At 71.6% G+C, this 25,889-nt stretch carries 22 protein-coding genes; 14 read left to right on the top strand and 8 right to left on the bottom strand.

Annotation, left to right across the window (positions count from 1 at the left end):
* Positions 1 to 3: 3 nt before the first annotated feature.
* The 3 genes from AAEM63_RS15830 to AAEM63_RS15820 all read right to left on the bottom strand — a co-directional run bounded on the left by AAEM63_RS15830 (position 4) and on the right by AAEM63_RS15820 (position 4,089).
* A complete protein-coding gene (locus AAEM63_RS15830; protein ID WP_341359190.1) occupies positions 4 to 1,317 on the bottom strand; it encodes a sugar ABC transporter substrate-binding protein in 1,314 nt (437 codons plus the stop codon).
* Positions 1,318 to 1,402: 85 nt separating this feature from the next.
* Entirely contained in the window at positions 1,403 to 3,022 is a 1,620-nt protein-coding gene (locus tag AAEM63_RS15825) for an FAD-dependent oxidoreductase (RefSeq protein WP_341359189.1), read from the bottom strand.
* On the bottom strand, positions 3,019 to 4,089 hold the full coding sequence (locus tag AAEM63_RS15820; RefSeq protein ID WP_341359188.1) for a LacI family DNA-binding transcriptional regulator: 1,071 nt from the start codon (positions 4,087 to 4,089) through the stop codon (positions 3,019 to 3,021). Before AAEM63_RS15820 ends, AAEM63_RS15825 begins: the two co-directional genes overlap by 4 nt.
* A 295-nt stretch (positions 4,090 to 4,384) precedes the next feature.
* On the opposite strand from AAEM63_RS15820, the gene AAEM63_RS15815 reads away from it, so the two are divergent.
* The 3 genes from AAEM63_RS15815 (at position 4,385) to AAEM63_RS15805 (ending at position 8,443) form a co-directional block, all read left to right on the top strand.
* Positions 4,385 to 6,676, top strand: coding sequence for a DUF1349 domain-containing protein (locus AAEM63_RS15815; protein WP_341359187.1), 2,292 nt, complete (start codon positions 4,385 to 4,387; stop codon positions 6,674 to 6,676).
* A 112-nt stretch (positions 6,677 to 6,788) separates the two neighbouring features.
* Positions 6,789 to 7,775: an ROK family protein gene (locus AAEM63_RS15810; RefSeq protein WP_341359186.1), complete on the top strand. Its 987-nt coding sequence runs from the start codon at positions 6,789 to 6,791 to the stop codon at positions 7,773 to 7,775.
* On the top strand, positions 7,766 to 8,443 hold the full coding sequence (locus AAEM63_RS15805) for a putative N-acetylmannosamine-6-phosphate 2-epimerase (RefSeq protein WP_341359185.1): 678 nt from the start codon (positions 7,766 to 7,768) through the stop codon (positions 8,441 to 8,443). The genes AAEM63_RS15810 and AAEM63_RS15805 overlap by 10 nt, the downstream gene beginning before the upstream one ends.
* 70 nt (positions 8,444 to 8,513) lie before the next feature.
* On the opposite strand, the gene AAEM63_RS15800 is transcribed toward AAEM63_RS15805, so the two are convergent.
* The 3 genes from AAEM63_RS15800 to AAEM63_RS15790 all read right to left on the bottom strand — a co-directional run bounded on the left by AAEM63_RS15800 (position 8,514) and on the right by AAEM63_RS15790 (position 10,404).
* Positions 8,514 to 9,524, bottom strand: a complete 1,011-nt coding sequence (locus tag AAEM63_RS15800; protein ID WP_341359184.1) for an IS3 family transposase — start codon at positions 9,522 to 9,524, stop codon at positions 8,514 to 8,516.
* Complete coding sequence (locus AAEM63_RS15795; protein WP_341359183.1) at positions 9,521 to 9,976, bottom strand: hypothetical protein; 456 nt, start codon at positions 9,974 to 9,976, stop codon at positions 9,521 to 9,523. Before AAEM63_RS15795 ends, AAEM63_RS15800 begins: the two co-directional genes overlap by 4 nt.
* A gap of 71 nt (positions 9,977 to 10,047) precedes the next feature.
* Positions 10,048 to 10,404, bottom strand: coding sequence for a hypothetical protein (locus AAEM63_RS15790; RefSeq protein WP_341359182.1), 357 nt, complete (start codon positions 10,402 to 10,404; stop codon positions 10,048 to 10,050).
* Positions 10,405 to 10,638: 234 nt separating this feature from the next.
* Here AAEM63_RS15790 and AAEM63_RS15785 point away from each other — a divergent pair, with 234 nt between their 5' ends.
* From AAEM63_RS15785 to AAEM63_RS15745, 9 genes are all read left to right on the top strand, one after another.
* Complete coding sequence (locus AAEM63_RS15785) at positions 10,639 to 11,835, top strand: ROK family transcriptional regulator (protein WP_341359181.1); 1,197 nt, start codon at positions 10,639 to 10,641, stop codon at positions 11,833 to 11,835.
* Between the two features lie 94 nt (positions 11,836 to 11,929).
* Positions 11,930 to 13,480 carry an ABC transporter substrate-binding protein gene (locus tag AAEM63_RS15780; RefSeq protein WP_341359180.1) on the top strand — a complete coding sequence of 517 codons (1,551 nt, stop codon included), beginning with the start codon at positions 11,930 to 11,932 and terminating at the stop codon, positions 13,478 to 13,480.
* Between the two features lie 72 nt (positions 13,481 to 13,552).
* On the top strand, positions 13,553 to 14,494 hold the full coding sequence (locus AAEM63_RS15775; protein ID WP_341359179.1) for an ABC transporter permease: 942 nt from the start codon (positions 13,553 to 13,555) through the stop codon (positions 14,492 to 14,494).
* The gene (locus AAEM63_RS15770; protein ID WP_341359178.1) at positions 14,491 to 16,275 is read left to right on the top strand and encodes a dipeptide/oligopeptide/nickel ABC transporter permease/ATP-binding protein; all 1,785 of its coding nucleotides are present in this window, start codon (positions 14,491 to 14,493) and stop codon (positions 16,273 to 16,275) included. The genes AAEM63_RS15775 and AAEM63_RS15770 overlap by 4 nt, the downstream gene beginning before the upstream one ends.
* Positions 16,272 to 17,108, top strand: a complete 837-nt coding sequence (locus AAEM63_RS15765; protein ID WP_341359177.1) for an ATP-binding cassette domain-containing protein — start codon at positions 16,272 to 16,274, stop codon at positions 17,106 to 17,108. Before AAEM63_RS15770 ends, AAEM63_RS15765 begins: the two co-directional genes overlap by 4 nt.
* A gap of 100 nt (positions 17,109 to 17,208) precedes the next feature.
* Positions 17,209 to 18,096: a sugar phosphate isomerase/epimerase gene (locus tag AAEM63_RS15760; RefSeq protein ID WP_341359176.1), complete on the top strand. Its 888-nt coding sequence runs from the start codon at positions 17,209 to 17,211 to the stop codon at positions 18,094 to 18,096.
* Positions 18,093 to 19,154 (top strand): Gfo/Idh/MocA family oxidoreductase, encoded by a 1,062-nt coding sequence (locus AAEM63_RS15755; protein ID WP_341359175.1) that lies wholly within the window; start codon positions 18,093 to 18,095, stop codon positions 19,152 to 19,154. Before AAEM63_RS15760 ends, AAEM63_RS15755 begins: the two co-directional genes overlap by 4 nt.
* Before the next feature lie 28 nt (positions 19,155 to 19,182).
* On the top strand, positions 19,183 to 20,283 hold the full coding sequence (locus tag AAEM63_RS15750; protein ID WP_341359174.1) for a Gfo/Idh/MocA family oxidoreductase: 1,101 nt from the start codon (positions 19,183 to 19,185) through the stop codon (positions 20,281 to 20,283).
* Entirely contained in the window at positions 20,280 to 21,194 is a 915-nt protein-coding gene (locus tag AAEM63_RS15745; RefSeq protein WP_341359173.1) for an ROK family protein, read from the top strand. Before AAEM63_RS15750 ends, AAEM63_RS15745 begins: the two co-directional genes overlap by 4 nt.
* A 99-nt stretch (positions 21,195 to 21,293) precedes the next feature.
* Here AAEM63_RS15745 and AAEM63_RS15740 read toward each other — a convergent pair whose 3' ends face one another.
* Both AAEM63_RS15740 and AAEM63_RS15735 read right to left on the bottom strand, forming a co-directional pair.
* Complete coding sequence (locus AAEM63_RS15740) at positions 21,294 to 21,950, bottom strand: transaldolase family protein (RefSeq protein WP_341359172.1); 657 nt, start codon at positions 21,948 to 21,950, stop codon at positions 21,294 to 21,296.
* Positions 21,951 to 22,049: 99 nt separating this feature from the next.
* The gene (locus AAEM63_RS15735) at positions 22,050 to 23,009 is read right to left on the bottom strand and encodes a sugar-binding domain-containing protein (protein WP_341359171.1); all 960 of its coding nucleotides are present in this window, start codon (positions 23,007 to 23,009) and stop codon (positions 22,050 to 22,052) included.
* A 104-nt stretch (positions 23,010 to 23,113) separates the two neighbouring features.
* On the opposite strand from AAEM63_RS15735, the gene AAEM63_RS15730 reads away from it, so the two are divergent.
* Both AAEM63_RS15730 and AAEM63_RS15725 read left to right on the top strand, forming a co-directional pair.
* Complete coding sequence (locus tag AAEM63_RS15730; protein WP_341359170.1) at positions 23,114 to 24,829, top strand: ribulokinase; 1,716 nt, start codon at positions 23,114 to 23,116, stop codon at positions 24,827 to 24,829.
* Positions 24,826 to 25,857 carry an autoinducer 2 ABC transporter substrate-binding protein gene (locus tag AAEM63_RS15725; protein ID WP_341359169.1) on the top strand — a complete coding sequence of 344 codons (1,032 nt, stop codon included), beginning with the start codon at positions 24,826 to 24,828 and terminating at the stop codon, positions 25,855 to 25,857. The genes AAEM63_RS15730 and AAEM63_RS15725 overlap by 4 nt, the downstream gene beginning before the upstream one ends.
* The last annotated feature ends 32 nt before the right edge of the window (positions 25,858 to 25,889 follow it).

Here is a 25,889-nt window from a genome sequence, read left to right as displayed (position 1 = left end):
GGATCAGTCCTGCAGCAGCGGCTCGGCCGCGGCGCAGACGTCGCCCAGGACCGCCTCGACGTCGGCGCCCTCGTTCCACAGGGCGTCGAGCTCGCCGCGGACCGTGGTCTGGAGCTCGGCGAAGTTGGCGTGCGCGGGCTTCGTGGTGGCGTCGGTGATGCCGCCGATGACGACGGCCTCGAGCTGCTCCTCGCTCAGCAGCGGGTTCGCCGCGCCCAGGGTCTCGGCGGTGAGGAGGGACTCGCGCGGCGGCGGGAAGTACGTGGCGAGCTTCTCGGCGTTCTCGGGGCTGGTGAAGTGGGCGAGGAAGTCCGCCGCGACCTCGGGGTTCGCGCCGTTCTCGAAGACGCCGATGCCCGCCTGGCCGATGACGTTCTGCCGGCCCGACGGGCCCTCGGGCAGCGGGACGACGTCCCACTCGAAGCTGCCGTCGAGGGAGGAGGCGCGGGAGATCTGGGTGATGGTCATGGTGACGTCGCCGGCGAAGAAGTCGGCGTTGGTGCCGGGGCCGGGGATCGCGCCGTCGGCGAAGGTGGCCTCGTGCAGCCAGGTCATGGCCTCGACCATCTCGGGCTCGGTGAAGGTGCACTGGGTGCCGTCCTCCGACCAGGGCGCCGCGCCCCAACCGCCCCAGACCGTGGCGAGGTTCTCCCACAGGCTGTAGTTGAAGTCGCGCACGATGAGGCCGGAGCCGCCGAGCTGCTCGGTGGAGGCGGCGGCGATCTCCCGGGCGGCGTCGAAGGTCCACCCGCCCGACTCGACCAGCTCGGCCGGGCTGTCCTGGCCGGACTCGGCGATGCGGTCGGTGTTGACGAACATGACGAAGGGCGAGTTGGAGAACGGGTAGGCGTGCAGCCCCTCGTCCGAGGACCACAGGTCCAGGGCGGTGGGCAGGATGTCGTCGAACTCGTAGCCCTCGGCCTCCTCCAGGGTGGGCTGGATGTCGGCCAGGGCGCCGGACTGGACGAACTCGGGCGCGTTGGACTCGAAGATCCACGCCAGGTCCGGGGTGTTGCCGCCCGCGAGCTGGGTGGTCAGGGTGGTCGTGTAGTCCTCGAACGGCACGGACTCGAAGGTGACCGAGGAGACGGTGTCGGGGTTCTCCTCGACGTACTCGGCGGCGATCTCGTCGAAGAGGGCGAGGTGGTCCTCGCTCGCCGTCCAGACCGTCATGCGCAGGTCCACCGGGCCCGCGGCGGCCTCGGTGGCGGACCCGCCGCCGGTGCCGCCCTCGTCGCCGCCCGACGAGCAGGCGGCGAGGGTGCCGGCGCCGAGCATGAGCAGGGCGAGGGCGGGGACTGTTCGACGCTGAACCATGAGAACTCCTCTTCTGGCGTGACCGGGCGCCGGGCGGCGGCGGTCGGGGGTGCGGGGCTGGAGGGGGTGCGGTGCGGTGGTGCGGTCAGTAGCCACGGACGTGCTCCGGCCAGCGGAGCTCGACGCCGTCGGCGACGAGGCGGGACTGCAGGCGCTCGACGAGCGCGGGGTCGGCGTGGACCTGGTGGGGGGTTGTGCCGTCCTGCAGGCAGGTGGCGGCCAGGACGCCCGCGACCTCCCCGACGTTCCACTCCACCGGGTGCAGGCGGTAGCAGCCGTTGGTGATGTGGGTGGTGCCGATGTTCTTGCAGCCGGCGAGCAGGTTGGTGGTGGTGCGGGGGATGAGGGCACCGAGCGGGATCTCGAAGGGCTCGGCGCCGACGTCGATGTAGGTGTCGCCGCCGGTGGAGGGGTGCAGGTCGATGCGGTACATCCCCACGCCGACGCTGTCGGGGTAGCGGCGGGCGCCGCCCTCGCCGCGGATGGCGAGGGAGACGTCCTGCTCGCGCACGGTCTCCAGCGCGCGGAGGCGTCGGCCCTCGCGGTGGTAGGGCGCCATGGCCAGGCCGTCGGCGGTGCCCATGACCTCGGGCAGGAGGCGCAGCCCCGGCCAGCCCCTGCCGCCGTCGGGGCGCGGGGCCTCGGTCTGCATCCAGTACAGCATCGACAGGCTCAGCTGCCTGGCGTCGTGGAGGCGGGCGGCGGCGACGTCGGCGGGGACGTCGATGAGGGGGCCGTCGAAGTAGTCGATGCTCGGCCAGTTCACCAGCGTGATGTCGCTGGGGTAGGTGCCGGGCTCGAACAGGTCCTTGGCGGCGATCCGGCGGAAGGTCCACAGGTTGCCGTCGCCGGGGTTGAGGCTCTGGTCGGCGAAGACCGCGAGGGCGTCGTCGCCGGGGTTGGGCTCGAAGTGGCGCTCGACCACCTCGAGGGTGCGCGGGTGCGGGGCGGCCCAGCCCAGGAGGTTCCCACCCCAGAAGTCCGGGGCGTAGCCGCGCCAGTAGTCGTACTGGTCGGGCTTGTCGATGGTGTGGTCGCCGTCGAGGTGCTCGATGGCGAAGCAGACGCTGACGGCCTGGATGTTCTCCGGCTGCGCCTCCGCGGGACCGCTGGGCTCCCCGGTCTCGGCGGCGGACTCGAAGCCGGTGACGTAGTCGGTGCCGGTCAGCGGCAGCAGGTCGCCGGTCTCGGTGGCGTCGACGACGTAGTCGGCGGTGATGGTGGTGCGCTCGCCGGTGCGCACGTCCTCGACGACGACGGCGCGCACGGCGTCGCCGTCGGTGCGGGCGCCCACGGGCCGCACCGGCTGGAGCACCCGGATCCGGCCACCCGAGCGGTGGGGCGCGAGCATCTCGTCGAGGACGGCCACGCCGACGCGGGGCTCGACGCAGATCTTGCTCACCCAGCCGGCGCCGGGGTTGAGGTCCCGCTTGGCGTAGGCGGATGGGGTGAGGGGGTAGTTGCGGCGGTAGTAGTCGCGCATGCCGTCGCGGAGCTGGCGGTAGGACGCGGTGCAGCCGAAGTCCTCGATCCAGGGGTGCTCGTCGAGCGGGACGCCCTGGGAGGTGAGCTGGCCGCCGAGCCAGTCGAACTCCTCGGTGAGGATCACCGACGCTCCGTGCCGGGCCGCCGCGAGGGCGGCCGCGACGCCGCCGAGGCCTCCGCCGACGACGAGGACCTGGGTGTGTGCTTCGTGCACGCTCATGCCTTTCCGCTGGGTGCCGGCCGGCCGGCCGGGGACGTGTGCCGCGCGACGGTCGTCCCGGGGACGACCGCGCACGGGATGAGGACCTGGAGGTCCTCGTCCCCCTCGATGGGGGTGAGCTGGCGCAGGACGACGCGCAGCGCCTCGGCGCCCATCTCCTGGCGGGGGATGAGGAAGCCGGACCAGTCGACGTCCTCGGTGTCGGGGTGCTCGGGGTCGCCCAGGCGCGCGATGGAGAGGTCGCCGGGGACGTCGAGGCCGCGGGCCAGAGCCGCGCGGCGCAGGGGGGCGGCGAGGTCGGACGAGGCCAGGGCGGCGGTGACGCCGGCGTGGCGCAGGGCGTCGAGGAGCTCGCCGGAGCCGAGGTCCGGCTCGTCGAACGTGACGGGCTGCAGACCGGCGCGGGCCATGGCCCGGCGGTAGCCGCGGGCGCGGTCCTTGACCGACTCGTGGTCGGTGTACTCGCTGATGAGGACGATGCGGCGGTGGCCAAGGAGCAGGAGGTTCTCCACCACCTGCTGGGTGGCGAGGTCGTAGGCGGCGCCGGCGTAGGGCACCTTGCCGCCCGGGGCCTCGCGGCGCCCGACGAAGGAGAAGGGGAAGTCCTGCTTGAGCAGCTCGGCGAGGTCCTCGGTGTGGCTGTGCCGGCCGAGGAGGACGCACCCGTCGGCCACGTGCAGGCGGCCCAGGCCGCCGGAGGCCTGGAGGCGGCGGCCCTCGGCGCCGGAGAGGGAGGTGAACATGAGCAGGTCGACGCCGGCGCGCTCGGCCTCGTTCTCCACGCCCTCGAGGAACGGGTGGTAGAAGTCGCCGGCCGAGTGGGGGAAGACCGACTCGTAGGTGTAGACCCCGATGATGCTCGTGCGGCCGCCCGCCAGGCGTTGGGCGAACGGGTTGGCCGCGTAGCCGGTGACCTCGATGGCGCGCAGGACCCGCTCGCGCACCTCGTCGCTGACGCGGCGCTGCGCCGTCCCGGTGCCGGTGAGCACCATGGAGACGGTCGTCTGGCTCACGCCCGCGAGGCGGGCGACGTCGGCCTGTGTGGCCCGCCGGGTCCTCGGACTCATCCTTGGGTCCTTCCGTGGTCGATGGAGGGGAGCGAATCAGGTTTTGCGTAAAACGACAAGGGTCTGCAGTGCTGAGATCTATCCGGATCTGACGGCCGCAGGCGGGCCCCGACCGAGCGCAGCGCTGGGAAGCGCGGATCGACGTCGGGAAGGGTCTTGCTGTTTTACGTATGACTCAGTTGAGTGACGCAGGCCGGCGGGACCGCGCCGGCACCTCCGTCGCGAGGCCTCCCACAGGCCCGCCGGAGGGCCGCACGAGTCCCGCGAGGAAGCGGGACGGAACGGAGGTCAACCGATGAGGACACGACAACGTCGCAGGGTCTGGGCGCCGCTGGCGACGCTGTGCGCGGCGCTGCTGGCGGTGACCGGCATGGCCGGCGCCGCGGGCGCCGAGGAGGGACCCGGGCAGGACGACCTGCCGGTGTTCGAGTTCCAGGGCATCATCACCGACAAGGAGGAGATGCTCTACAACCCCACGGACGAGTACATCTTCCCCAGCGTCTTCCACGCGGGCGAGCACCTCGCGGACCCCCTGGGCGAGTGGTACCTCTACCTCGCCCCCCACGACGCGCCGGGCGGCGTCGTCCTCATGTACGCCGACTCCCTCGAGGGTCCCTGGACCGAGCACCCGGGCAACCCGCTCATCGCCAACACGTGGCTGCCGCACTACGACACCGTCTCGCACGTCTCCACCCCGGAGGCCTTCTGGCACCCGACCGAGCAGAAGCTGTTCCTGTACTTCCACGGTGAGAACAGCACCACCCGGTACGCCACCTCCACCGACGGGGTCACCTTCGAGTACGGCGGGGTCGCGGTGACCAACGCCGACGGCGGCCCGGGCACCTCCGAGACGTCCTACGCGCGGGTCTTCGAGCACCCGGACGAGGCCTCGGCCTACGAGTACGCGATGTTCTACATGGACAACACCCCGGAGAACATCCGCCGGATCCGCGTGGCGGAGTCCGTGGACGGACGCGACTGGGACGTGCGCGCCGAGCCGCTCGTCGTCCCGGGCGCCGAGGAGGGGCAGAACGTCTCCAGCGCGAACCTCTGGGAGTGGGAGGGGCAGCTCTACGTCATCTACCACGCGTCGTCAGGGAAGATCCACGCACGGACCGTCGACCCGACCCTCACCGAGACCGGCCCGACCCTGACCCTCCACAAGGCGAGCGGCGTGGGCGAGGACACCGGCCGCGTGGCAGCGCCCGAGATCGTCACCGACGAGACGGGGACGTACCTCTTCTACGAGGCGGGCGACCGGCTCGGCGCGACCATCGCCTACGCCAAGCTCAACCCCGACGCCGTCCGGCCGCCGGACCCCGTGCCCGACCCCGACCCGCTGCGCGAGCAGTGTGCGGGTGTCGACTCCGACGAGTTCGACGGCACCGAGCTCGACGCCGACCTGTGGCCGGTGCGGGTGCGCGCCGACGCCAGCCGGCACGAGCTGCGCGACGGCTCGCTCGTCCTGCCGACCTACCACTCCGGCGTCAACGGGGCGCCGCTGCTCCTCCAACAGGTGCCGGACGGCGCCTGGGAGGTGACCACCGAGGTGAGGGTCTCGCCCACCGAGAGGTTCCAGCAGGCCGGTCTGCTGCTGTACCGCGACGACGCCAACTACGCCAAGCTCGACCTCGTCCACGGCTCGTTCGGGCCGCGGCTGGAGTTCATCCGGCGCGTCAACGGCAGCGACATCAACACCTCGGCGGACTCCCTCGCGCCGCCGGCAGGTCTGGGCGAGACGTTCTGGCTGCGGCTGAGCAGCGACGGGACGGCCGTCTCGGCGAGCGTGTCGGTCGACGGCGAGACCTTCCAGCCGTGGGGCCGCTCGCACGACCTCGGGGCCCTGGCCCCGGTCGGCGTCGGGCCGTTCGCGATGCGCGGGGCGACCGCCGCCGCCGAGATCGAGGCGGAGTTCGCGTGGCTGCGGTGGACCCCCACCGAGGAGGAGCAGGCCGCGTGCGACGCCGTCGTCGTCGTCCCGGAGGTCCCGGCGGACGAGGAGACCGAGGCGCCGGGCGAGGCGGACCTGCGCTCGACCAGCGGCTGGGCCACCGGCCTGGACGACGGGAACTTCGAGGTCCTCATGGACCTGTGGTGGGGCACCAACGGCAGCGTCTTCACCCTCTACGAGAACGGCGAGCTCATCGCGGCCGAGACCCTGTCGCTCGACACGCCTGAGGCGCAGTCGCTGCGGATCCCGGTCACCGGGCGGGTCAACGGCACGTACGTCTACACCGGCGAGCTCATCAACTCCCAGGGTGCGACCGCGACGACCTCGGTGACCGTCGAGGTCACCGACGCCGGACCCGGCACGCCGGTGCTCAGCCACGACAACCGCAAGGACGGCGACGGCGACTACACCGTCACCGCGAACATGTGGTGGGGCACTAACGCGACGTCGTACCGGATCCTCGAGGACGGGGCCGTCATCGCCGAGGGTGAGCTCGAGGCGGCGACGCCGTCGGCGCAGCAGGTCTCGGCCGCGGTCAGCGGGAAGGGGCTGGGCGCGTACACGTACGTCGTCGAGCTCACTAACCATGCCGGGACGACGGTGAGCGAGCCGCTGACCGTGACCGTGCGACGGTAGAGCCGGGCGGTCCGGTCGACGTCGACGATCGGCGACGGATCGAGCGGATCCGCAAGGGCCGGGGGTGTGGCGCGTGGCGCCGCGCCCCCGGTCGGCGGTGGAGGAGGAGCGGGTGGGAGCAGGCATGGAGCGAGCGGTGGTCGGGATCGACCTCGGCGGCACGAAGATCGCCGGGGCGTGCGTCGCCGCCGACGGCACGCTCGGGGACGTGCTCGAGGTGCGCACACCCGCGGCGGACGGGCCGGGTGCCGTGCTCGACGCCGTCGCCGGGCTCGTCCTCGAGCTGGCCCGGATGACAGGACCGGCCGGCGACGCAGGGGGCCGCCGACCGATCCTCGGCGTCGGTATCGGTACGGCCGGAGTGGTCGACGTCGGCCGGGGTCGGGTCGTCTCGGCCACCGACGTCCTGCCCGGCTGGACCGGCACCGCCGTCGCCGACGGCCTGCGAGCGCGGCTGGCGCCCGAGCTGGGAGAGGTCGGCGTCCACGTGCAGAACGACGTCGACGCGCACGCGAGCGGGGAGGCCTGGGTCGGCGCGGCCGCCGGGCTCGGCAGCGTCCTGGTCGTGGCGGTCGGGACCGGCGTCGGCGGCTCGGTGGTCCTCGACGGGATCCCGCTGCGCGGCGCCCACCACGTGGCCGGCGAGATCGGGCACCTGCCGGTCCCGGGTGCGGAGGGTCTGCGGTGCAGCTGCGGACGGACCGGGCACCTCGAGGCCATCGGCGCCGGCCCCGGTCTGCGCCGTCGGTACCTGGCCCTCGGCGGTGACTCGGCGAGCCCCGACGCGCGTGACGTCGTGGCCCGGGCGGTGGCCGGCGACGAGGCTGCGGTCCGCGCGGTGCGGGACTCCGCCACCGCCGTCGGCCGGGGCACCGCGGGGATCGTCACGGTGCTCGACCCGGACGCCGTCCTGGTGACCGGCGGGCTGGCCGGCTCCGGCGAGCTGTGGTGGGACACGATGGAGGCCACCCTGCGGGCCGAGCTCATCGACCCGCTCGCCGGCATCCCGCTGCTGCGGGCGGCTCTTGGCAACGAGGCGGCCATCGTGGGAGCCGCCAAGGGGGCGTGGGACCTGGTGGAGGAGCGGGCATGGACGTGATCGAGCTGATGCGCGGGCGGCTGATCGTCTCCTGCCAGGCCTACCCGGGCGAGGCGATGCGGGACCCGCGCACGATGGCCCAGGTGGCCCGGGCTGCCGTCGCGGGTGGCGCCGCCGCCGTCCGCGCGCAGGGCGAGGAGGACATCCGCCAGGTGGTCGCCGCGGTCGACGTCCCGGTGATCGGGCTCGTCAAGGACGGCACCGACGGGGTCTTCATCACCCCGACGCTGCAGCACGCGATCAGGGTCGCCGAGGCCGGGGCGCACGTCGTCGCCGTCGACGGCACGCAGCGCCCGCGACCGGACAGGCGCACCCTGGCCGAGACGATCTCAGCGCTGCGCGAGCACAGCGACGTCCTCGTCATGGCGGACTGCGGTTCGCTTGGGGACGCTCTTGCCGCGGCCGACGCCGGCGCGGACCTCGTCGGGACCACGCTTGCCGGGTATACCGGCGAGCGGCCGAGGACCGACGGCCCGGACCTCGAGCTGCTCGAGCAGGTGGTCGCGGCTGTCAGCGTGCCCGTGATCGCCGAGGGGCGCATCCACACCCCCGCGCAGGCCGCCGCCGCGCTCGCGGCCGGGGCGCACGCGGTGTGTGTGGGCACGGCGATCACGCACCCCACGACAATCACGTCGTGGTTCGTCGACGCGCTGTCCGGCCAGGCCTGAGAGCGGTGCCGGGTCGAGCAGGTCGCGGCTGATCACTCAGTTGCCGAACGATCCCCGCACACGGTAGTTGTCAACCTTGCTGAGACAGCAGGTGTGTGTTGATTCCGGTTGTTTGGGGTAGCGGTGGAGGGGTGGGGCGGCGCCGGAAGCGGTTGGGGTGTTCGTTCCAGTAGGCCTCGAGCTGGGTCTGGCGTTGTTGGTGGATCTGGTGGGCCGTTCCGGTGTGGACGCTGTGCGGGGTGTGGCGGCCCAGGGCGCTGTGGCGATGGGTCGTGGCGTACTGGTGGAGGTAGTTCTGTGTCCATTCCCGGGCGTGGTCAAGGCTCTGGAATTGTTCGGGACAGGTGGGGTCGTACTTGATGGTCTTGAACAGGGACTCGGAAAATGGGTTGTCGTCGCTGACGCGGGGCCGGGAGTAGGAAGTTACTGCGCCGTGTTTGTGAAGGTCCGCGATGAGGTCGTGGGCGCGTTGGATCGAGCCGTTGTCGGCGTGGATAGTCCGCGGTGGCCCGTGGTCGTGGATCGCGGTGGTGAACATCTCCCGGGCCCGTTCGGTGGTTTGGGAGTGCTCGATGCACCACCCGACCGGGTAGCGGGAGAAGACGTCGAGGGCGAGGTAGAGGAAGTAGCGGTCGCGGCCGGGTCCGCGGAGCTCGGTGACGTCCCAGGACCAAAGGTCCCCGACGCGGGTCGCGGCGACGGCGGGCGTCCGCCGTGACGACGGTGAACGGCGGTTCGTCGGGCGCAGGTCCCCGACGAGGTGATGAGCGGCCGCCACACGGTAGAACGTGCGCTGCGAGCAGGCGATCGTGCCGGCGTCGAACTCGGCCCAGTAGACCTGGACCACGGAACGCTCTGCGTGTTCTTCCTTGCTCAGAGCGGTGACGATCTGATCGCGTTCTTTCTGGCTCAGGGCCGCGGGCTGGACCCGGTCGCGGTGGGCCACCGGATCTTTGACCGGTCGATAGTGGGTATACCCGCGATCGCGGCGGTAGTACGTCGCCCGGGCGAGCCCGACCTGCCGGCAGGCGGGCGTGACCGCCATCCCGGCCCTGCTCAGCGCCTGGATGGTCTCGATCAAGACAGTCTGTGTCGCTTGAGCCACTGCGCGTACTCGTCCGCGCTCATCAGCGACGGGGGGATCTGTGTTGCTGGTTCGGTCGAGCCCGTGTTGATCCCCTGCAAGAGCTCGAATGCTTTTCCGAGTATTTCCTGTGCGGCCTCGGAGCGAGCGACCTTGGATTTCAAGGCCTCGTTCTCGATCCGCAACCGGGCCAGCTCGGCCCGATCTTGACTGTCCACCCGACTCGAACTCCCTTGGGTCGCGCTTTCCATCGCCGCCTGCCACTGCCCGCTCTCCCGGGCGTGGAGCCAACGCGAGACCGTCTTGCGGGCCAACGCGTGCTCACGAAGCAGTCGCATCTTCGCCCCGTACTCCACGCAAGCGTCCCACTGTGCGAGGAACTCGATCCGGAACTCCAACGGGAACGCACGCCGGCCCTTGGGCGTAAGACCGATCTCGACATCAATCATCTTTCATCCGATCTGCACGGAAGCCAACAGAGGTGTCTCACCACCACCCTGGCAACCTGCGCACACCGCTCTCACTCGGCGACGAAGGGATCGTTGGCGGACGGCTGCTCCTCACCCTCGGTCGGCGCCCCGTTGCCCACCGGGCACGCGCGGGCCGGGCCGCCGCAGTCGATGCACCACTCCTCGCCGGTGTTGGCGATGAGCTCGTGCCGGTGCGGAGTCCCGGGGATGACCTCCTGGACCGCAACCGGCTTGAGGTCACGGTAGATCGCGATGGCCGCGTCCTGGGTGAGGTCGCCCGCGGCGACGGCGTCCATGAGCTGGTCGAAGACGTCGTAGTGCTCCCGCTCCGGCGCGGTGTGCGCGCCGGACTCCGCCGGCGCGCCGTCGGCGCCAGGGTCTTCGGTCTGCGTGGGCTGCTCGCTCATCCCGACCTCCCCAGGGGTGTGGTCCAAGCGTAGAGCGGGCCGGCGCCGGAGATCGTGAACACGTCGAGCGCAGGAGTCGCGGACCGACTGGGCGGTGCGTGTCGCGGGGACGCTGCCTCGGCGCCATCGGAGAGCCGATCGCGGACATCGCGGACACATCGGGATGTAACGATCTTGTAAACAGTCCTAACAAACCCCTTGCCAAGAGGTTTGTGAAGCGTCTTTACTAATGTGATGCAGACCACGAGCGGCTCACCGACGGTCCCCGAGGGGCGCCGCACCACGCCTTTCGTGGCGGCCGGTGGGCTCGTGGGCGGGCGCCTGCGCATCAGCGCCAAGGTGCTGCCAGGCCAGGCGCGGCCGCACAACCGGGCCCTGATCCTGCAGACCCTCTACCGCGACGGCACGCAGAGCCGGGCGGACCTCGCCCGCAGCACCGGCCTCACCCGGGTCACGGTCTCCGACCTCGTGGCAGACCTCCTCGCCGACGGGCTCGTGGCCGAGGTCGGGCCTCGTGGCGGCAGCCGGCCGGGCAAGCCAGCCACCCTCCTGGAGTTCAGCCGCGACGCGTCCCACATCGTCGGGATCGACCTGAGCGACCACTCGCTGTTCCGCGGCGCCGTGCTCGACCTCGGTGGCCAGGTGCTCTCGCGCGCCGAGGTCGAGCTCGACGGCGCCACGGGCACCGATGCCCTCGAACGTGTCGCTACTCTCGTGGCCGGGCTGCTGGGGCAGGCCGGACGGCGCGTCCTCGGCATCGGCGTCGGCTCGCCCGGCATCGTCGACCTCGCCGGTGTGGTCATGAGCGCACCCAACCTCGGCTGGCACGACCTCAACCTCCGGGCGGCGCTGGAGGAGCGGTTCTCCCTCCCGGTGGTCGTGGCCAACGACGCCAACGTTGCCGTCCTCGCCGAGCACAGCTTCGGCGGCGCCAGCGAGGACACGCTCCTGGTGAAGATCGGGCACGGCGTCGGAGCCGGACTGCTCCTCGGCGGCTCACCGGTCATCGGCAGCCGCTTCGCTGCCGGCGAGGTGGGCCACGTCGTCGTCGACGAGCCCGGCGGTGGACAGTGCGCGTGCGGCAAGACCGGCTGTCTGGAGACCTGGCTCGCCACCGCACGTCTGACCGCCGCGCTGGAGGAGGCCGGCACCGCCGCCGACCGCGAGGTGGTCCTCGCTCGCGCCGGGCAGGTGCTCGGTCGGGCGCTCGCACCGATCGTCGGCGCCCTCAACATCTCCGAGATCGTCCTCAGCGGACCGGCGGAGCTCCTCGAGGGCCGGCTCTCCGCCGCAACGATCGAGGCGATCCGTCTGCGCACCCTCGCCGAGCTCCACGGCGACCTCGAGCTGCGGATGACCGCCCTCGGCGACGAGATCGTCACCCGCGGCGCCGCAGCCCTCGTCCTGACCCAGCAGCTCGGGATCTCCTGAGCCGCCACCCTCCGCACGTACGCCGCACCACCACAAGAAGACCCGACCATTGCCGACCGGCGTGGCCCACGCATCACCGAGAAGGGAACCACCAGTGCCGATCAGAAACTCAGTCCTCGCCGCGGCCCTCGCCGCGACGCTCGCACTTGCCGGGTGCAGCAACAGCCCCGCCGACGAGGAGGAGGGCGGCGCCGACAGCACCGCCGGTGCCGAGAAGGCCCAGAACCTCGTCCTGGGCAACAACGGCGACGTCCTCACCTGGGACCCGGGCGAGATGAAGGAGGGCGCCGTCATCCACTACGCGGAGGCGGTCTACGACCCCCTGCTCCGCAAGACGGCGGACTCCCAGATCGAGGGCAACCTCGCCACCGACTACTCCTACAACGACGACCTCACCGAGCTCACGCTCACCCTCCAGGAGGGCATCACCTTCAGCGACGGCGCGGCGCTCGACGCCGAGGCGGTCAAGGCCAACCTCGAGGCCCGCAAGGCAGGCGCCGGCAGCGCCTCCGAGGCCGCGAAGGCCATCGAGAGCATCGAGGCCGTGGACGAGACGACCGTCGTCCTCACCCTCAGCGAGCCCAGCCCGGGCCTGCTCGCCGCGCTCGCCACGTACCTGGGGTACATGGCCAGCCCCGCCGTCATCGAGTCCGGCGAGATCGCGACGAACCCCGTCGGCACCGGGCCCTACGTGCTCGACGCGGCCGACTCCGAGGGCGGCGTGAGCTACCAGTTCGACGCCCGCGAGGACTACTGGAACCCCGAGGCCTACCCGTTCGAGACCCTCGAGATCCGGCCCTACGAGGAGTTCTCCGCCCGGTACAACGCCCTGACGACCGGCCAGATCCAGTTCATGTACGGAACCTCGGACATGGTCCCGCAGGCCGAGGCCGACGGGCTCACCGTCCAGTCCGTACCCGGGGAGTGGCAGGGCATCATCCTCCAGGACCGCGGCGGGGAGGTCTCCGAGCCCCTCGGTGACGTCCGCGTGCGTCAGGCGATCAACTACGCCCTCGACCGCGAGGCCATCCTGGAGACCCACTACAGCGGCTTCGGACAGGTCTCCACCCAGACCTTCAACCCCGCCAGCGAGGCGTGGGTCGACGAGCTCAACGAGCGCTACCCCTACGACCCGGAGATGGCCCGCGAGCTGCTCGCCGAGGCCGGGTACGCCGACGGGTTCTCCATCCCCGTCTCCTACTCCGAGGGCTTCATGTCCCCGCTCGTCCCGATCGTCGCCCAGTACCTCGCCGACGTCGGCATCACGGTCGAGCAGGTGCCGGTGAACGGGTTCGCCAACGGTGGTCTGGAGACCCTGCAGTCGCAGCCGGCGTTCATGCTTTCGTTCTCCACGAACATCCCGGCGTGGACGGACGTGCTCAACAAGCTCACGCCCACCTCGCTGTGGAACTACTTCGGCTACACCGACGAGACCGTCACCCGGCTCCTCGAGGAGATCCCCGCGACGCAGGGCGACGAGCAGGCCGCGCTCTACCAGGAGCTCAACACCCACCTGGTCGAGGACGCCTGGTTCGCCCCGGTCGTGACCCAGGAGAACATCTACCTCTCCTCGGACGACGTCGAGGTCACGATGCAGCAGGCCCAGCTCATGCCCAGCCTGCGGTTCTTCGCCCCCGCGGAGTGACCGACCCCGGGTGGGCCGGGCGCGAGCCCGGCCCACCCGCTCCACGACAGTTTCCGACAGAAGGGGGCGACGGTGCTCGGCTTCATCGCACGACGGCTCGCCACGGGCGTGCTGCTGGCTTTCTCGGTGGTCACGGGAATGTTCTTCTTCCTCATGCTCACCGGGACCGACCCGGCACGGGGCGCCCTGGGCCTGTACGCCACCGAGGACCAGGTCGAGACCCGGCGCCAGCAGCTGGGCCTCGACCGACCGGTCGTCGAGCAGTACCTGGACTGGCTCGGCCACGCCGTGCGCGGCGACCTGGGGGTCTCCACCGCGCAGAACGTCGAGGTCGTCGACCTGCTCGTCACCCGCCTCCCGGTCACCGTCTCCCTCGCGCTCGGTGCGGTGGTGGTGGCCGCCGTGCTCGGTGTGGCCCTCGGTCTCCTCGCCGCGGTCCGCCCGGGCTTCCTCGACCGGGTCCTCCAGGTGGTCATGGTGCTCGGGTTCAGCCTCCCGAACTTCTGGGTGGCGATCATCCTCGCTCTCGTGTTCGCCGTGCAGCTGCGCTGGTTCCCCGCCACCGGGTACACCCACATCCAGGACTCGCCCACGGGCTGGCTCCTGTCGATCACGTTGCCGGTCATCGCCCTGTCCATCGGCTCGATCGCGGCGATCGCCCAGCAGCTGCGCAACTCGGTCATCACCGTCTACTCCCAGGACTACGTCCGCACCCTGCGCAGCCGCGGCCTCGCCGGGCGCGAGATCCTCCTCGCCCACGTGCTGCGCAACGCCGCGCCGCCGGCGCTGACGATGCTCTCGCTGCAGTTCATCGCGGCCATGAGCGGGGCCGCGATCATCGAGCGGGTCTTCGGCCTCCAGGGCATCGGGGCCGTGGCCATCAACGCCAGCGGCAACAGCGACATCCAGGTGATCATGGGCGTCCTGCTCTTCACGGTGGTCATCGTCGTGCTGGTCAACCTCGCCGTCGACATCCTCTACGCCGCCCTCAACCCGAAGGTGCGTCACGCATGAGCGTCCCCGCCGTCGCCCCGTCGCCCACCCTGCGCCGCGCCCGCACGTTCGTCCGCAACCCCGTCGGCGTCGCCGCCGCCTCGGTCCTGCTGGCCATCGTCGCCGCGAGCCTCCTCGCACCGGTGCTCTCCCCCCAGGACCCCAACCTCGTCGTCCTGTCGGAGTCCCTCCAGGGGCCCAGCGCCGCTCACCCGCTCGGCACCGACGGCAGCGGCCGCGACGTGCTCAGCAGGATCCTGTGGGGCGGGCGCGTCAGCCTCCAGGCCGGCACGATCATGGTGGTCACCGCCGTGCTGTGCGGGGTGCCGGCCGGGCTCCTCGCCGGCTACTACTCGCGCTGGTTCGACGGGCTGGCCAGCTGGGTGTCGAACCTGCTGATGTCCCTGCCCGAGATCCTCATCATCATCGTGGTCATCGCCTCGCTCGGCAGCGGGCTCGCGCCGACCATGATCACCCTGGGGGTCCTGGCCTCGCCCGACCTCTTCCGCCTCACCCGCAGCGCCGTCATCGGGGTCCGCCAGGAGCTCTACGTCGACGCGGCACGGGTGGCGGGACTGACCGACCCGCGGATCATCTTCCGGCACGTGCTCTCCGTGGTGCTCGGCCCGGTGCTCGTGCGCTCGTCCTTCATCTTCGGCATGGCGATCATCGTCCAGGCCGGCCTGGAGTTCCTCGGCTTCGGCGACCCCGAGCGGCCGAGCTGGGGCGGGGAGCTCAGCTCCGCGTTCCAGAACTTCCAGCGCGCCCCCGAGCTGGTGGTCGTCCCCGGTGTCGCGATCGGACTGACCGTGATGTCCCTGGCGCTGCTCGGCGCCGCGCTCGCGGACACCCTCGGCGCGTCCCGCACCACCAAGAGCGCCTGGGCGAAGGGCACCCGGCCCGGGAACGGCCGGCTGGTCGTCGCCGCGAGCGACGACGACGGCTCGGCCGCCGCGGCCCCCACCCACGAGGGTGCGCTCCTCGACGTCGCCAACCTCAGCGTGCGCTACCCGGGCGCAGACGGCACCGGCACCACGGTGGTCGAGGACGTCTCGCTCCACGTCGAGCGCGGTGAGGTCCTCGGCCTCGTGGGCGAGTCCGGCTCCGGGAAGTCGCAGACCTCCTTCGCCATCCTCGGCCTGCTGCCGCCCGGTGCCGTCGTCTCGGCCCGACGCCTCGAGCTGGACGGCCGCAGCCTCGTCGGGCTCTCCGAGCCGCAGATGCAGGCGCTGCGCGGCACCCGGATGGCCTACGTGCCGCAGGAGCCGATGTCCAACCTCGACCCGTCCTTCACGATCGGCTCCCAGCTCGTCAAGCCGATGCGCCGCCGGCTCGGTCTGTCGAGGAAGGAGGCCACCGCGCGGGCGACGGCGCTGCTCGAGCGCGTGGGCATCCCGGACCCGGCCCGGACGATGCGCTCCTACCCGCACCAGCTCAGCGGGGGCATGGCCCAGCGCGTCCTCATCGCCGGTGCGGTCTCGTGCGACCCCGAGCTCCTCATCGCCGACGAGCCGACGACCGCGCTGGACGTGACCGTCCAGGCGGAGGTCCTCAGCCTGCTCCGGGACCTTCAGCGTGAGCGGAACATGGGCCTCGTCCTCGTCACGCACAACCTCGGCGTCGTGGCAGACATCTGCGACCGTGTCGCCGTCATGCGGGAGGGCCGCATCGTCGAGCAGCGCCCTGTGCTCGAGCTCTTCGACGACCCGCACCACGAGTACACCCGCACCCTGCTCGCCGCGACGCTCGACGACGCGCCGCCGCGCCGCTCCCGCGACGAGGTCCCGGAGGTGACCCGATGAACGACAACGCCACCAGCGAGCCCCTGCTCTCCGTGCGCGACCTGGACGTCGTCTACCGCGGCGGCGGCTTCCGGCGGCCGTCCTTCCATGCCCTGCACAGCGTCTCCCTCGACGTCGCCGCGGGCGAGACGGTCGGGCTGGTCGGTGAGTCCGGGTCGGGCAAGACGACCCTGGGCCGTGCCGTCCTGGGCCTGGCCGAGGTCACCGGCGGAAGCATCCACTTCGACGGCACCGACATCACCCACCTGGGGCGCCGCGCGCGCCGGGTCCTCAGCCGCGACATCCAGGTGGTCTTCCAGGACCCGTACTCCTCGCTCAACCCGGCGATGACGGTCGAGAGCATCCTCACCGAGCCGCTCACCGCGCAGGGGGTGGGCCGGGCGGAGGCGTCCGCGCGGGTGCGGCAGCTGCTCGACCAGGTGGGCCTCGCCGCCGACGCCGGCCGGCGCTACCCGCGGGAGTTCTCCGGCGGCCAGCGCCAGCGCGTCGCGATCGCCCGGGCCCTGGCGATGCGACCCCGGCTCATCGTGTGCGACGAGCCGGTCAGCGCCCTGGACCTGTCCACCCAGGCGGTCGTCCTCGACCTCCTCATCGACGTCCAGGAACAGACGGGGGTGTCCTACCTCTTCGTCTCCCACGACCTGTCGGTGGTGCGGTACATCAGCCACCGCGTCGCCGTCATGCTCCGCGGGGAGATCGTCGAGTCCGGCGAGGGCGACGTCGTGACGTCGAACCCCGTCCACCCCTACACCCAGAAGCTCCTGCTCGCCTCGCCCGTCGCCCACCCGGTGCGCCAGGCGGAGCGGCGGCTCAGCTACGCGGGCCTGTCCTGACCCCACCCACAACCGACCACCACGACACGACCACCACGACACGACGACCACGACACGAGCACCACGACACGACCACCACGACAAGGCGGAGGAACCACCAGTGCAGTTCGGATTCAGCTCCTACAGCTTCTACCAGCACCTGCGCGCGGGGCGGATGACGCTCCTCGACGTCATCGACTGGATCGCCGAGAGCGACGCGACCCACATGGAGATCGCGACCGTCTCGCTCTCGCCCGAGATCTCCAACGACACCTCCACGCTCGACGCCGACCCGGGGTTCGTCCAGGAGATCAAGAAGCGCGCCGCCGACCGCGGGGTCACCCTGTCCAACCTCGTCGTGCCCGCCGACCTCCTGGGGGAGAACGCCGAGCGCGACATGGCCAGGCTCAAGCGGCACCTCGACGTCGCCGCCGAGCTCGGCATCACCCTGTTCCGCCACGACGTCTCCAAGTGGGCGCACCGCGCCAAGGACGTCGCCGAGTTCGAGCAGCTCCTCCCGCGGATGGTCGAGGCGAGCAAGGAGGTCGCGCAGTACGGCGCCCAGTACGGCATCACCACCAGCGTGGAGAACCACGGCCTGCTCATGAACGGCAGCGAGCGGGTGCGGCGCCTCATCCACCTCGTCGATGAGCCGAACTTCAAGACCACCCTCGACGTCGGCAACTTCATGTCGGTCGACGAGAACCCCGTCGTCGCTGTCCAGCAGAACGCCCCGTACGCCTCGATCGTCCACCTCAAGGACTTCTACGTGCGCTCCCAGCTCCCCGGGGACGGCTGGCACCACACGCCCGGCGGCTCCTACCTGCTCGGCTCCATCGTCGGGTACGGCGACCTCGACATGCGCGGGATCGTCCGCGGCATCCTCGACGCCGGCTACGACGGCTTCATCTCCATCGAGTTCGAGGGCATCGAGGAGTGCCTCATGGGCTGCACGGTGGGTCTGGCCAACGCCAAGCGGCTCTTCGACGAGGCGGAGGCCGCCCGGTGAGCCGGCTGGGCATCGGCGTCATCGGCGTCGGCTCGATCGCCGACATGCACCTGGGCGCCTACGCGGCCAACCCCGCGGTGCGCCTGATGGGCACCTACGACATCGACGCTGACCGGAACCGGGCCAAGGCGGAGACCTTCGGGGTGGCGCGCGCGCACGACACCCTCGAGGACCTCCTTGCCGACCCCGAGATCGACGCCGTCAGCGTGTGCACCTGGAACAACAGCCACGCCGAGCTGGCCGTGGCCGCCCTCGAGGCGGGCAAGCACGTGCTGGTGGAGAAGCCGCTGAGCCGCACCGTCGCGGAGGCCGAGGCCATCGCCGACGCCGTGCGGCGCACGGGCCGACTGCTCCAGGTCGGTTTCGTCCGGCGGTTCGGCGCCAACACCCAGGTGCTCAAGTCCTTCGTCGACGGCGGCACGCTCGGCGAGATCTACCACGCCCGGGCCACGAACATCCGGCGGATCGGCAACCCCGGCGGCTGGTTCGCCGACTCCGCGCGCTCCGGCGGCGGCCCGCTCATCGACATCGGCGTGCACGTGCTGGACCTGTGCTGGTACCTCATGGGGACCCCGCGGGCCACCACGGTCAGCGCGGTGACGCACAACCGGCTCGGCAACCGCGCCAACGTCACCTCCCTGTCGCGGTACAAGGTGGCGGACTACGACCCCACGCTCAGCGACGTCGAGGACCTCGCCACCGCCCTCGTGCGGTTCGAGAACGGTGCATCCCTGCTGCTCGAGACCAGCTACTCCGTCCACGCGCCGGAGGACCGGCTCGAGGTGGCCGTCTTCGGTGACCGGGGCGGCGCCGAGCTCGAGCCGCGGCTGCGGATCGTCACCGAGCAGCACGACACCGTGCTCAACATCGACCCGCAGATCGACCACCTCTCGTTCGACTTCGAGGAGGGCTTCGCCAACGAGGTCGCCCACTTCGTCGCGCTGTGCCTGGGGGAGGCCGAGGAGGTTGCCCCGGTCGGTCACGGCCTCGAGGTGATGCGCATGCTGGGGGGTGTCTATGAGTCCGCTGCCCTCGGCCGGGAGGTCTCCCTCACCTGAGGAGGCGGACGGCAGGGCGTCGGGTCCGGTGCGGGTCGCCGTCGTCGGGTGCGGCAACGTCAGCGACCGCTACCTCGCCAACGTCGCGCCCTTCGCCGACCTCGAGGTGGTGGCGTGCGCGGACGTCGACGTCGCCCGGGCCCGGGACCTCGCCGGGCGGCACGGCGTCGCGCTGGCGGCCACGCCGGCGGAGGTCCTCGACCACCCCGGCGTCGACCTGGTCCTCAACCTCACACCACCGCGCAGCCACGCCGAGGTGAGCCTCTCCGCGCTCGACCGCGGCAAGCACGTGTACACGGAGAAGCCCCTCGGCGCCTCCCTGGCCGAGGGCCGGCAGATCCTCGCGCGGGCCCGCGAGAGGGGTCTCGAGGTGGGCAGCGCCCCGGACACCTTCATGGGTGCGGGGACGGCCCTGTGCGCCCGGCTCATCCGCGACGGTGCCATCGGGACACCGGTGTCGATCTCCGGGGCGGTGATGAACGCCGGGCCCGAGCGGTTCCACCCCGAACCGGAGTTCCTCTACCGCGACGGCGCCGGTCCGCTGTTCGACATCGGCCCGTACTTCGTCACCGCGATGGTGGCCCTGCTTGGGCCGGTCGCGCGCGTCTCCGCGCTGGGCACCCGTTCGGCGGACGAGCGCCGGATCCTCGCCGGGCCCCGGGCCGGCGCCGCGTTCGCCGTCGAGACGGAGACCCACGTCATGAGCCTGCTCAAGTTCGCCGGCGGCGGGGTGGCCACGCTCGTGACGAGCTTCGACGTCGTGGCAACCCGGACGCCGCCGCTCGAGATCCACGGCACCGAGGGCTCCCTCGTCGCCGCGGAGGCCAACTCCTGGGGCGGGCCGGTGCTGCTCATGCGGCGGGGCGAGAGCGACTTCACCGAGGTGCTCCCGGCTGCCCGTCCTGAGGACGGTTTCATGGGCATGGGACTGGTGGACATGGCCCGTGCGTTGCGGCAGGGCCGCCCGGTCACCGCCGGCGGCGACCGCGCGCTGCATGTGCTCGAGGTGCTCACGGCGGTCGCCTCCTCGGCGCGCGCCGGCGGGCAGCTCACGGAGATCACGCCGGTCATGCTCGCGTCGCCGGACACCACGCCGTCCTCCACCGAGCGGGCGGGGCTGGCGTCGTGAGGGTGGGCCTGGACATCGGCGGGACCAAGACGGCGGGCGTGATCGTCGGTGACGACGGCACCGTCCTGCGGTCCTACTCCGCGCCGACCGGGTACGGCCCGGACGCCGTCGTCGGCGCCGCGTCGGACGCCGTCCACGGGCTGCTCCGCAGCGCCGGACGTGCCGCGGCCGACCTGGACTCGGTCGGCGTCGGGATCCCCGGGGTGGTGGACCACGTCTCCGGCACGGTCAGCCACGCCGTCAACCTCGGTCTGCGGGCGCTGCCGCTCGGGACGCGGCTCCAGGACCTGCTCGGTGCGCCCGTGCACGTGGAGAACGACGTCAACGTCGGGGCCCTCGGGGCGTTCCGGCTCCTCGGCCTCGACGCAGCCAGCTCGATGGCGTACCTCAACCTCGGCACCGGCCTCGCGGCGGGGCTGGTGCTGCGCGGCGAGCTGTGGCGCGGCTCCCGCGGGGTGGCGGGGGAGATCGGCCACCTCCCGATCAGGGCGGACGGGCCGCTGTGCGCCTGCGGTCAGCGCGGGTGCCTCGAGCTCATGGCGTCCGGCTCGGCGATCGAGCGTGCGTGGCCGGTGACCCACCCGCGGCCGGTCGTCGCCCTGCACGCCGCGGCGTCCGCGGGGGACCCCCGCGCGAGCGAGGTGTGGGCCACCCTGGTGGAGAACATCGCCGCCGCGGTGCGCGTGATGGTGCTGGTGGTGGACGTCGACGTCGTGGTGCTCGGCGGTGGCGTCACCACCGTCGGTGAGCCGTTGGTCGGTGCGGTGCGGCAGGTGCTGCGCGGGTGGGCGGCGAGCTCGCAGTTCCTCGGTTCCCTCGACCTGGCGGACCGGGTGCGGCTGCTCCCGATCGGCTCGGACGTGGCGCCTCTCGGGGCGGCCCAGCTCGGGGTGCCGGTCCAGCGGCGGTGATCGGCGACGCTCTGCCCGGTCACAGCACTGGTCGGAGCGTCGCTGCGCTCCATCGGACCCCGGGTGCTCACTGCGATCACGAATCTCGTGCAGGGGGACTCAGACCAGCTTGGCCACGGTCTCCTCGAAGACCGTGGCGGCCGTCTCCGAGCGGTCGTCGCACAGCACCTCCCACGCGACGGCCGGGGACAGCGTGAACGCCGGCACGCCGGCTTCGGCGAGGCGCGCGACGTCGTCGGCGGACCGCAGGCTCGCAGCCAGGACGGTGGTCGGGTTCGCCGCGCGGTCGGCGATGCGCTGCATGGCGACGGTGTCCGCGAGGGCGTCCGATCCGGTGTCCGCCATCCTTCCGACGTAGGGCGCGATGTACCGAGCGCCGATCGCGCAGGCGGCGATCATCTGTGTCGGCCGGTAGACCGCGGTCAGCAAGACCGAGACGCCCTGCTCCGTGAGCGCCGCCGCGGCGGGAATGCCCGTCCGCGTGGCGGGGACCTTGACGACAGTGGAGGCGTCGATGTCGAGGAGGTCCGCCGCACTGGCGAGGAGGGCGGCGGTCGTCTCGCCCCAGGCCTGCAGGCACACCTCGCGCGCCCCGGCGGCTCGCGCCCAGCGGTCGATGGAGCGGAGGTCGGCGATGGTGCGACCGGCGCGCTCCAAGATCGTGGGGTTCGTGGTGAGGCCGTAGAAGGCGCCCGTGGCGAAGAGCTCCTCCGCAGCCTGCTGGTCGGCCGAGTCGACGAACAGCGTTGGTCCCATCGTCGTGCGCCTCCTCGCGTCCCTCGCATCGCTGCGACTCAGGCGGCTATCGGAGCACGCCACAGGAACGGCGCCCAGGCCGCTCCGCTCATATGAGCATCAATCCTGCTCGAGGATGAGCTGCGCTGCTGCGGTGTCCGTGACGAGGATGTTGAGCACACCGCTGCGCAGCACGCTTCTGATGGCGTTGGCCTTCGACCGCCCGCCTGCGACGGCCATCACCGTCGGGATCGCCCGGAGCTGGGCCGGTGTGATGCCGAGGATCCGCCCCGAGATCGGTGTGCGGAGCTCGGCGCCCTCGGCGTCGAGCAGGACTCCACCGAGCTCAGCCTGAAGGCCCAACCGGGTCAGGGCGTCACGGTCAGCCTGGGAGAAGAAGCTCCGGAGCTGGGAGTTCGGCGGGTTCCAGCTCCCGATCGCCACGAGGGCGACGGAGACGTCGCTGAACCGGCGCAGCGTGTCGGCGATGCCGGGCGACCTTCGCAGGCTGTGCACCGTCGCGATGTCAGGGACGAGGAGCGGCGCGTAGAGCGGATAGGCCTTCTCCCCGGTGAGTGCTGCGAAGAGCCGGACGAGCTCCATCGAGTTCTCGCCGGGATGGCCGGCGATGCCGGTGAGCTGGACGACCGGGCAGCTCGGAAGGCTTGACGTCGCCTCGACCAGCGCCTTGATGGTCCGGCCCCAGCCGACCCCGAGGACGTCGCCGTCACGCAGCAGCGATGAGAGCATGTGCGCGCCCTCGCGTGCCAGTGCCTCGCGCAGCCGGGGGTCCGGCAGATTCCCGGGCGCGTGGATCACGACGGCGTGCTGCAGGCCGAACCGGGATTTCAGCTGTGCGGAGAGCGCCCCCTCGCGCTGGAGCGGAGTGTGCAGGGTGATGCGCACGGCACCTCGGTCGACTGCCTCCTCGAGCAGTCGGGCCACCTTGAACCGGGAGATCGCGAGCTCGCGCGCGATCTCCACCTTGCTCTCATGGCCGAGGTAGTAGCGCCTCGCGACGTCCATGAGGAGTCGGTCACGTTCTCGGGCGCCGTCGCCCGAGCCGGGTGATGTGCTCATATGAGCACCCTATCTTTGCCGGGTGGACATCGGGGGATCTCTCATGGGTGCCAGACGGCAGGCCTACGAAGGGCCGCCGGCCGCGAGCTCAGAGAGGAGTGGCCATGAGCCAGCGTGTCACCGTGGGAGTTGACTTCGGGACGGAGTCCTGCCGGGCGCTCGTCGTCGACCTCGACACCGGCGAGGAGCTGGGCGCGGCGTCGCAGGAGTACGCGAACGGCGTCATCGACTCCGTCTTCCCCGCGACGGGGCACCGTCTGCCGCAGAGCTGGGCGCTGCAGGACCCGACGGATTACCTGGAGGGACTCGTCGCCGTGGTGACGGGGGCTCTGCGGTCCGCCGGGGTGCAGGGCCGCGCCGTGATCGGGCTTGGTGTCGACACGACCGCGTGCACGATCATTCCCACGGCCGCCGACCTCACGCCGCTGCGGGAGGACCGCCGTTGGGAGCGTGAGCCGCACGCCTACGCCAAGCTGTGGAAGCACCACGCCGCCCAGCCGCACGCGGACCGGATCAACGACCTGGCGCGGCAGGGGGGCGGGCTCTTCCTCGACGCCTACGGCGGCAAGATCTCGTCCGAGTGGCTGCTACCCAAGGCCCTGGAGATCTTCGAGGGCGCTCCCGAGGTCTTCAGGGCGGCCGAGCGCATCATCGAGCTCGAGGACTGGCTGGTCTCCCAGCTCGTCGGCGCCGAGGTCCGGGGTGCGCACGTCGCCGGGTACAAGGCGACGTTCCGCACGGAGGCCGGCGGGTACCCGTCGGCCGAGTTCCTCGACGAGCTCGCCCCCGGGTTCTCCTCGGTCCTGAGCAAGGTCGGCCACGACCTCCTCGACCCAGGGGCCAAGGCCGGCGGACTGACTGCCGAGTGGGCCAATCGGCTCGGGCTCACCGAGGGGACCGCGGTCGCCACCGGGAACATGGACGCCCACGTCGCGATGATCGCCTGCGGCACTGCGAGTCCTGGCGAGATGGTCCTCGTGATGGGCACCTCGGTGTGCAACCTCGTGCTGTCCGAGGACAAGCACGCCGTCGAGGGGATGTCCGGCGCGGTCCGCGACGGGATCGTCCCCGGCTACTGGGCCTACGAGGCCGGTCAGCCCGGCGTCGGCGACACCTTCGGCTGGTTCGTCAAGAACTTCCTGCCCGCAAGCTACGCGACGGCGGCCCACGAGGCCGGGGTGTCGGCCTTCGACCACCTCGCCGACCTCGCCGCGGCACTCGCACCCGGGGAGAGCGGCCTCATGGCCCTCGACTGGTTCAACGGCAACCGGTCAGTGCTCGTTGACGCCGACCTCACCGGCCTCCTCGTCGGCATGACCTTGGCCACACGCCCCGAGCACGTCTACCGGGCACTGGTTGAGGCCGCGGCCTTCGGCCAGCGACAGATCATGGACGCGTTCGAGGGCTCTGGCGTCGCGGTCGACTCGGTCGTGGCGTGCGGTGGGCTCCCCGGCAAGAGTCCCCTGCTCATGCAGGTGCTCGCCGATGTCACCGGCCGGGAGATCCACGTCTCCGCCTCGACCAACACCCCGGCCCTCGGGGCCGCCCTCCACGCGGCGCTCGCCGCCGGTGCCGACGGGGGCGGGTACGCCACCTTCACCGAGGCGGCACGGCTCGGCCGGCTCCAGGACCGGGTCTACCGCCCGGACGAGTCGGCGCGGACCACCTATGACCAGCTCTACTCGATCTATTCCGGCCTTCACGACCACTTCGGGCGTCGTCCCGAGGAGGTCATGCATGCCCTGCGTCGGATCGCCGCCCAGGCGTCCGCCGCCCGAGTCCTGACCAACAACCCGATTTCAGAGGAGATTCACCCATGAACGCACGACGGAGTGCCGCGGCCCTGGTCGCAACGGCTGCCGCCCTGACGCTCGCCGCCTGCGGGACGGCGGAGTCCGCCAGCCCCTCGGCCGGTTCCACCGCGGGCGACGGCGAGCGCAGCATCGTCAACGTCGTCAAGCTCGCGGGCGGCGACTGGTTCAACCGCATGGAGGTGGGCAACCAGGAGTACGCCGAGGAGAACGGCGTGACGGTCACCCAGACCGCCGGTGACGACGCCAGCGAGGAGAAGCAGATCGCCGTCATCAACGACCTCATCCCGCAGCAGCCTGCCGCCCTGGCCGTGGTGCCCAACTCGCCGGAGTCGCTCGAGGCCGTCCTCAAGCGCGCCCAGGACGCCGGCATCGTCGTCATCACCCACGAGGCGCCCGGGATCGAGAACGCCGAGGCCAACATCGAGGCGTTCGTCAACGAGGACTACGGCGCCCACCAGCTCGACCTGCTGGCCGAGTGCATGGGTGGGGAGGGCACCTACGCCCACTTCGTCGGCTCGCTCACGGTCGCCAGCCACAACGTGTGGGCCGAAGGTGCGCTCGCGCAGGCCGAGGCCGAGTACCCGGACATCACGCGGGTCGCGGACCCCATCTCCTCCGAGGAGAGCCAGGAGACCGCCTACCAGCGCACGAAGGAGCTCCTCGCGACCTACCCCGACATCGCCGGTTTCATCGGAGCGGCGTCGACGGATGTCGCCGGTATCGGTCGCGCGCTGGAGGAGGCGGGCAAGGCGGACTCCACCTGCGTCGTCGGCACCTCTACGCCGGCGATCGCCGGAAACCTGCTCGAGTCGGGTGCGGTGGACGTCATCACCGGCTGGGACCCCGCCCTGGCCGGCAAGGCCATGCTCGCGGCCGCCGAGCTCGTGCTCGACGGTGAGGAGCTGGCCGAGGGCACCGACCTGGGCATCCCCGGGTACGAGTCCATCGGGCAGGACCCGGAGGTCCCGAACAACTTCTACGGCAACGCCTGGATCGACATCACCAACGAGAACAAGGCGGACTACCCGTTCTGAGGCCCTGAGCCTCCGAGCTCGTCACCAGGGTG

The sequence above is a fragment of the Georgenia sp. M64 genome (genome assembly GCF_038049925.1).
In the GTDB taxonomy this organism is placed as follows: domain Bacteria; phylum Actinomycetota; class Actinomycetes; order Actinomycetales; family Actinomycetaceae; genus Georgenia.
This window is presented reverse-complemented; position numbering and strand designations above follow the sequence as displayed.

Bases quoted from the DNA above. Each gene is read 5' to 3' on its own strand.
- AAEM63_RS15815 (WP_341359187.1), top strand. From the start codon at position 4,385: ATGAGGACACGACAACGTCGCAGGGTCTGGGCGCCGCTGGCGACGCTG.
- AAEM63_RS15740 (WP_341359172.1), bottom strand. From the start codon at position 21,950: ATGGGACCAACGCTGTTCGTCGACTCGGCCGACCAGCAGGCTGCGGAG.
- AAEM63_RS15795 (WP_341359183.1), bottom strand. From the start codon at position 9,976: ATGATTGATGTCGAGATCGGTCTTACGCCCAAGGGCCGGCGTGCGTTC.
- AAEM63_RS15825 (WP_341359189.1), bottom strand. From the start codon at position 3,022: ATGAGCGTGCACGAAGCACACACCCAGGTCCTCGTCGTCGGCGGAGGC.
- AAEM63_RS15730 (WP_341359170.1), top strand. From the start codon at position 23,114: ATGAGCCAGCGTGTCACCGTGGGAGTTGACTTCGGGACGGAGTCCTGC.
- AAEM63_RS15790 (WP_341359182.1), bottom strand. From the start codon at position 10,404: ATGAGCGAGCAGCCCACGCAGACCGAAGACCCTGGCGCCGACGGCGCG.
- AAEM63_RS15725 (WP_341359169.1), top strand. From the start codon at position 24,826: ATGAACGCACGACGGAGTGCCGCGGCCCTGGTCGCAACGGCTGCCGCC.
- AAEM63_RS15735 (WP_341359171.1), bottom strand. From the start codon at position 23,009: ATGAGCACATCACCCGGCTCGGGCGACGGCGCCCGAGAACGTGACCGA.
- AAEM63_RS15805 (WP_341359185.1), top strand. From the start codon at position 7,766: ATGGACGTGATCGAGCTGATGCGCGGGCGGCTGATCGTCTCCTGCCAG.
- AAEM63_RS15820 (WP_341359188.1), bottom strand. From the start codon at position 4,089: ATGAGTCCGAGGACCCGGCGGGCCACACAGGCCGACGTCGCCCGCCTC.
- AAEM63_RS15785 (WP_341359181.1), top strand. From the start codon at position 10,639: ATGCAGACCACGAGCGGCTCACCGACGGTCCCCGAGGGGCGCCGCACC.
- AAEM63_RS15770 (WP_341359178.1), top strand. From the start codon at position 14,491: ATGAGCGTCCCCGCCGTCGCCCCGTCGCCCACCCTGCGCCGCGCCCGC.
- AAEM63_RS15765 (WP_341359177.1), top strand. From the start codon at position 16,272: ATGAACGACAACGCCACCAGCGAGCCCCTGCTCTCCGTGCGCGACCTG.
- AAEM63_RS15830 (WP_341359190.1), bottom strand. From the start codon at position 1,317: ATGGTTCAGCGTCGAACAGTCCCCGCCCTCGCCCTGCTCATGCTCGGC.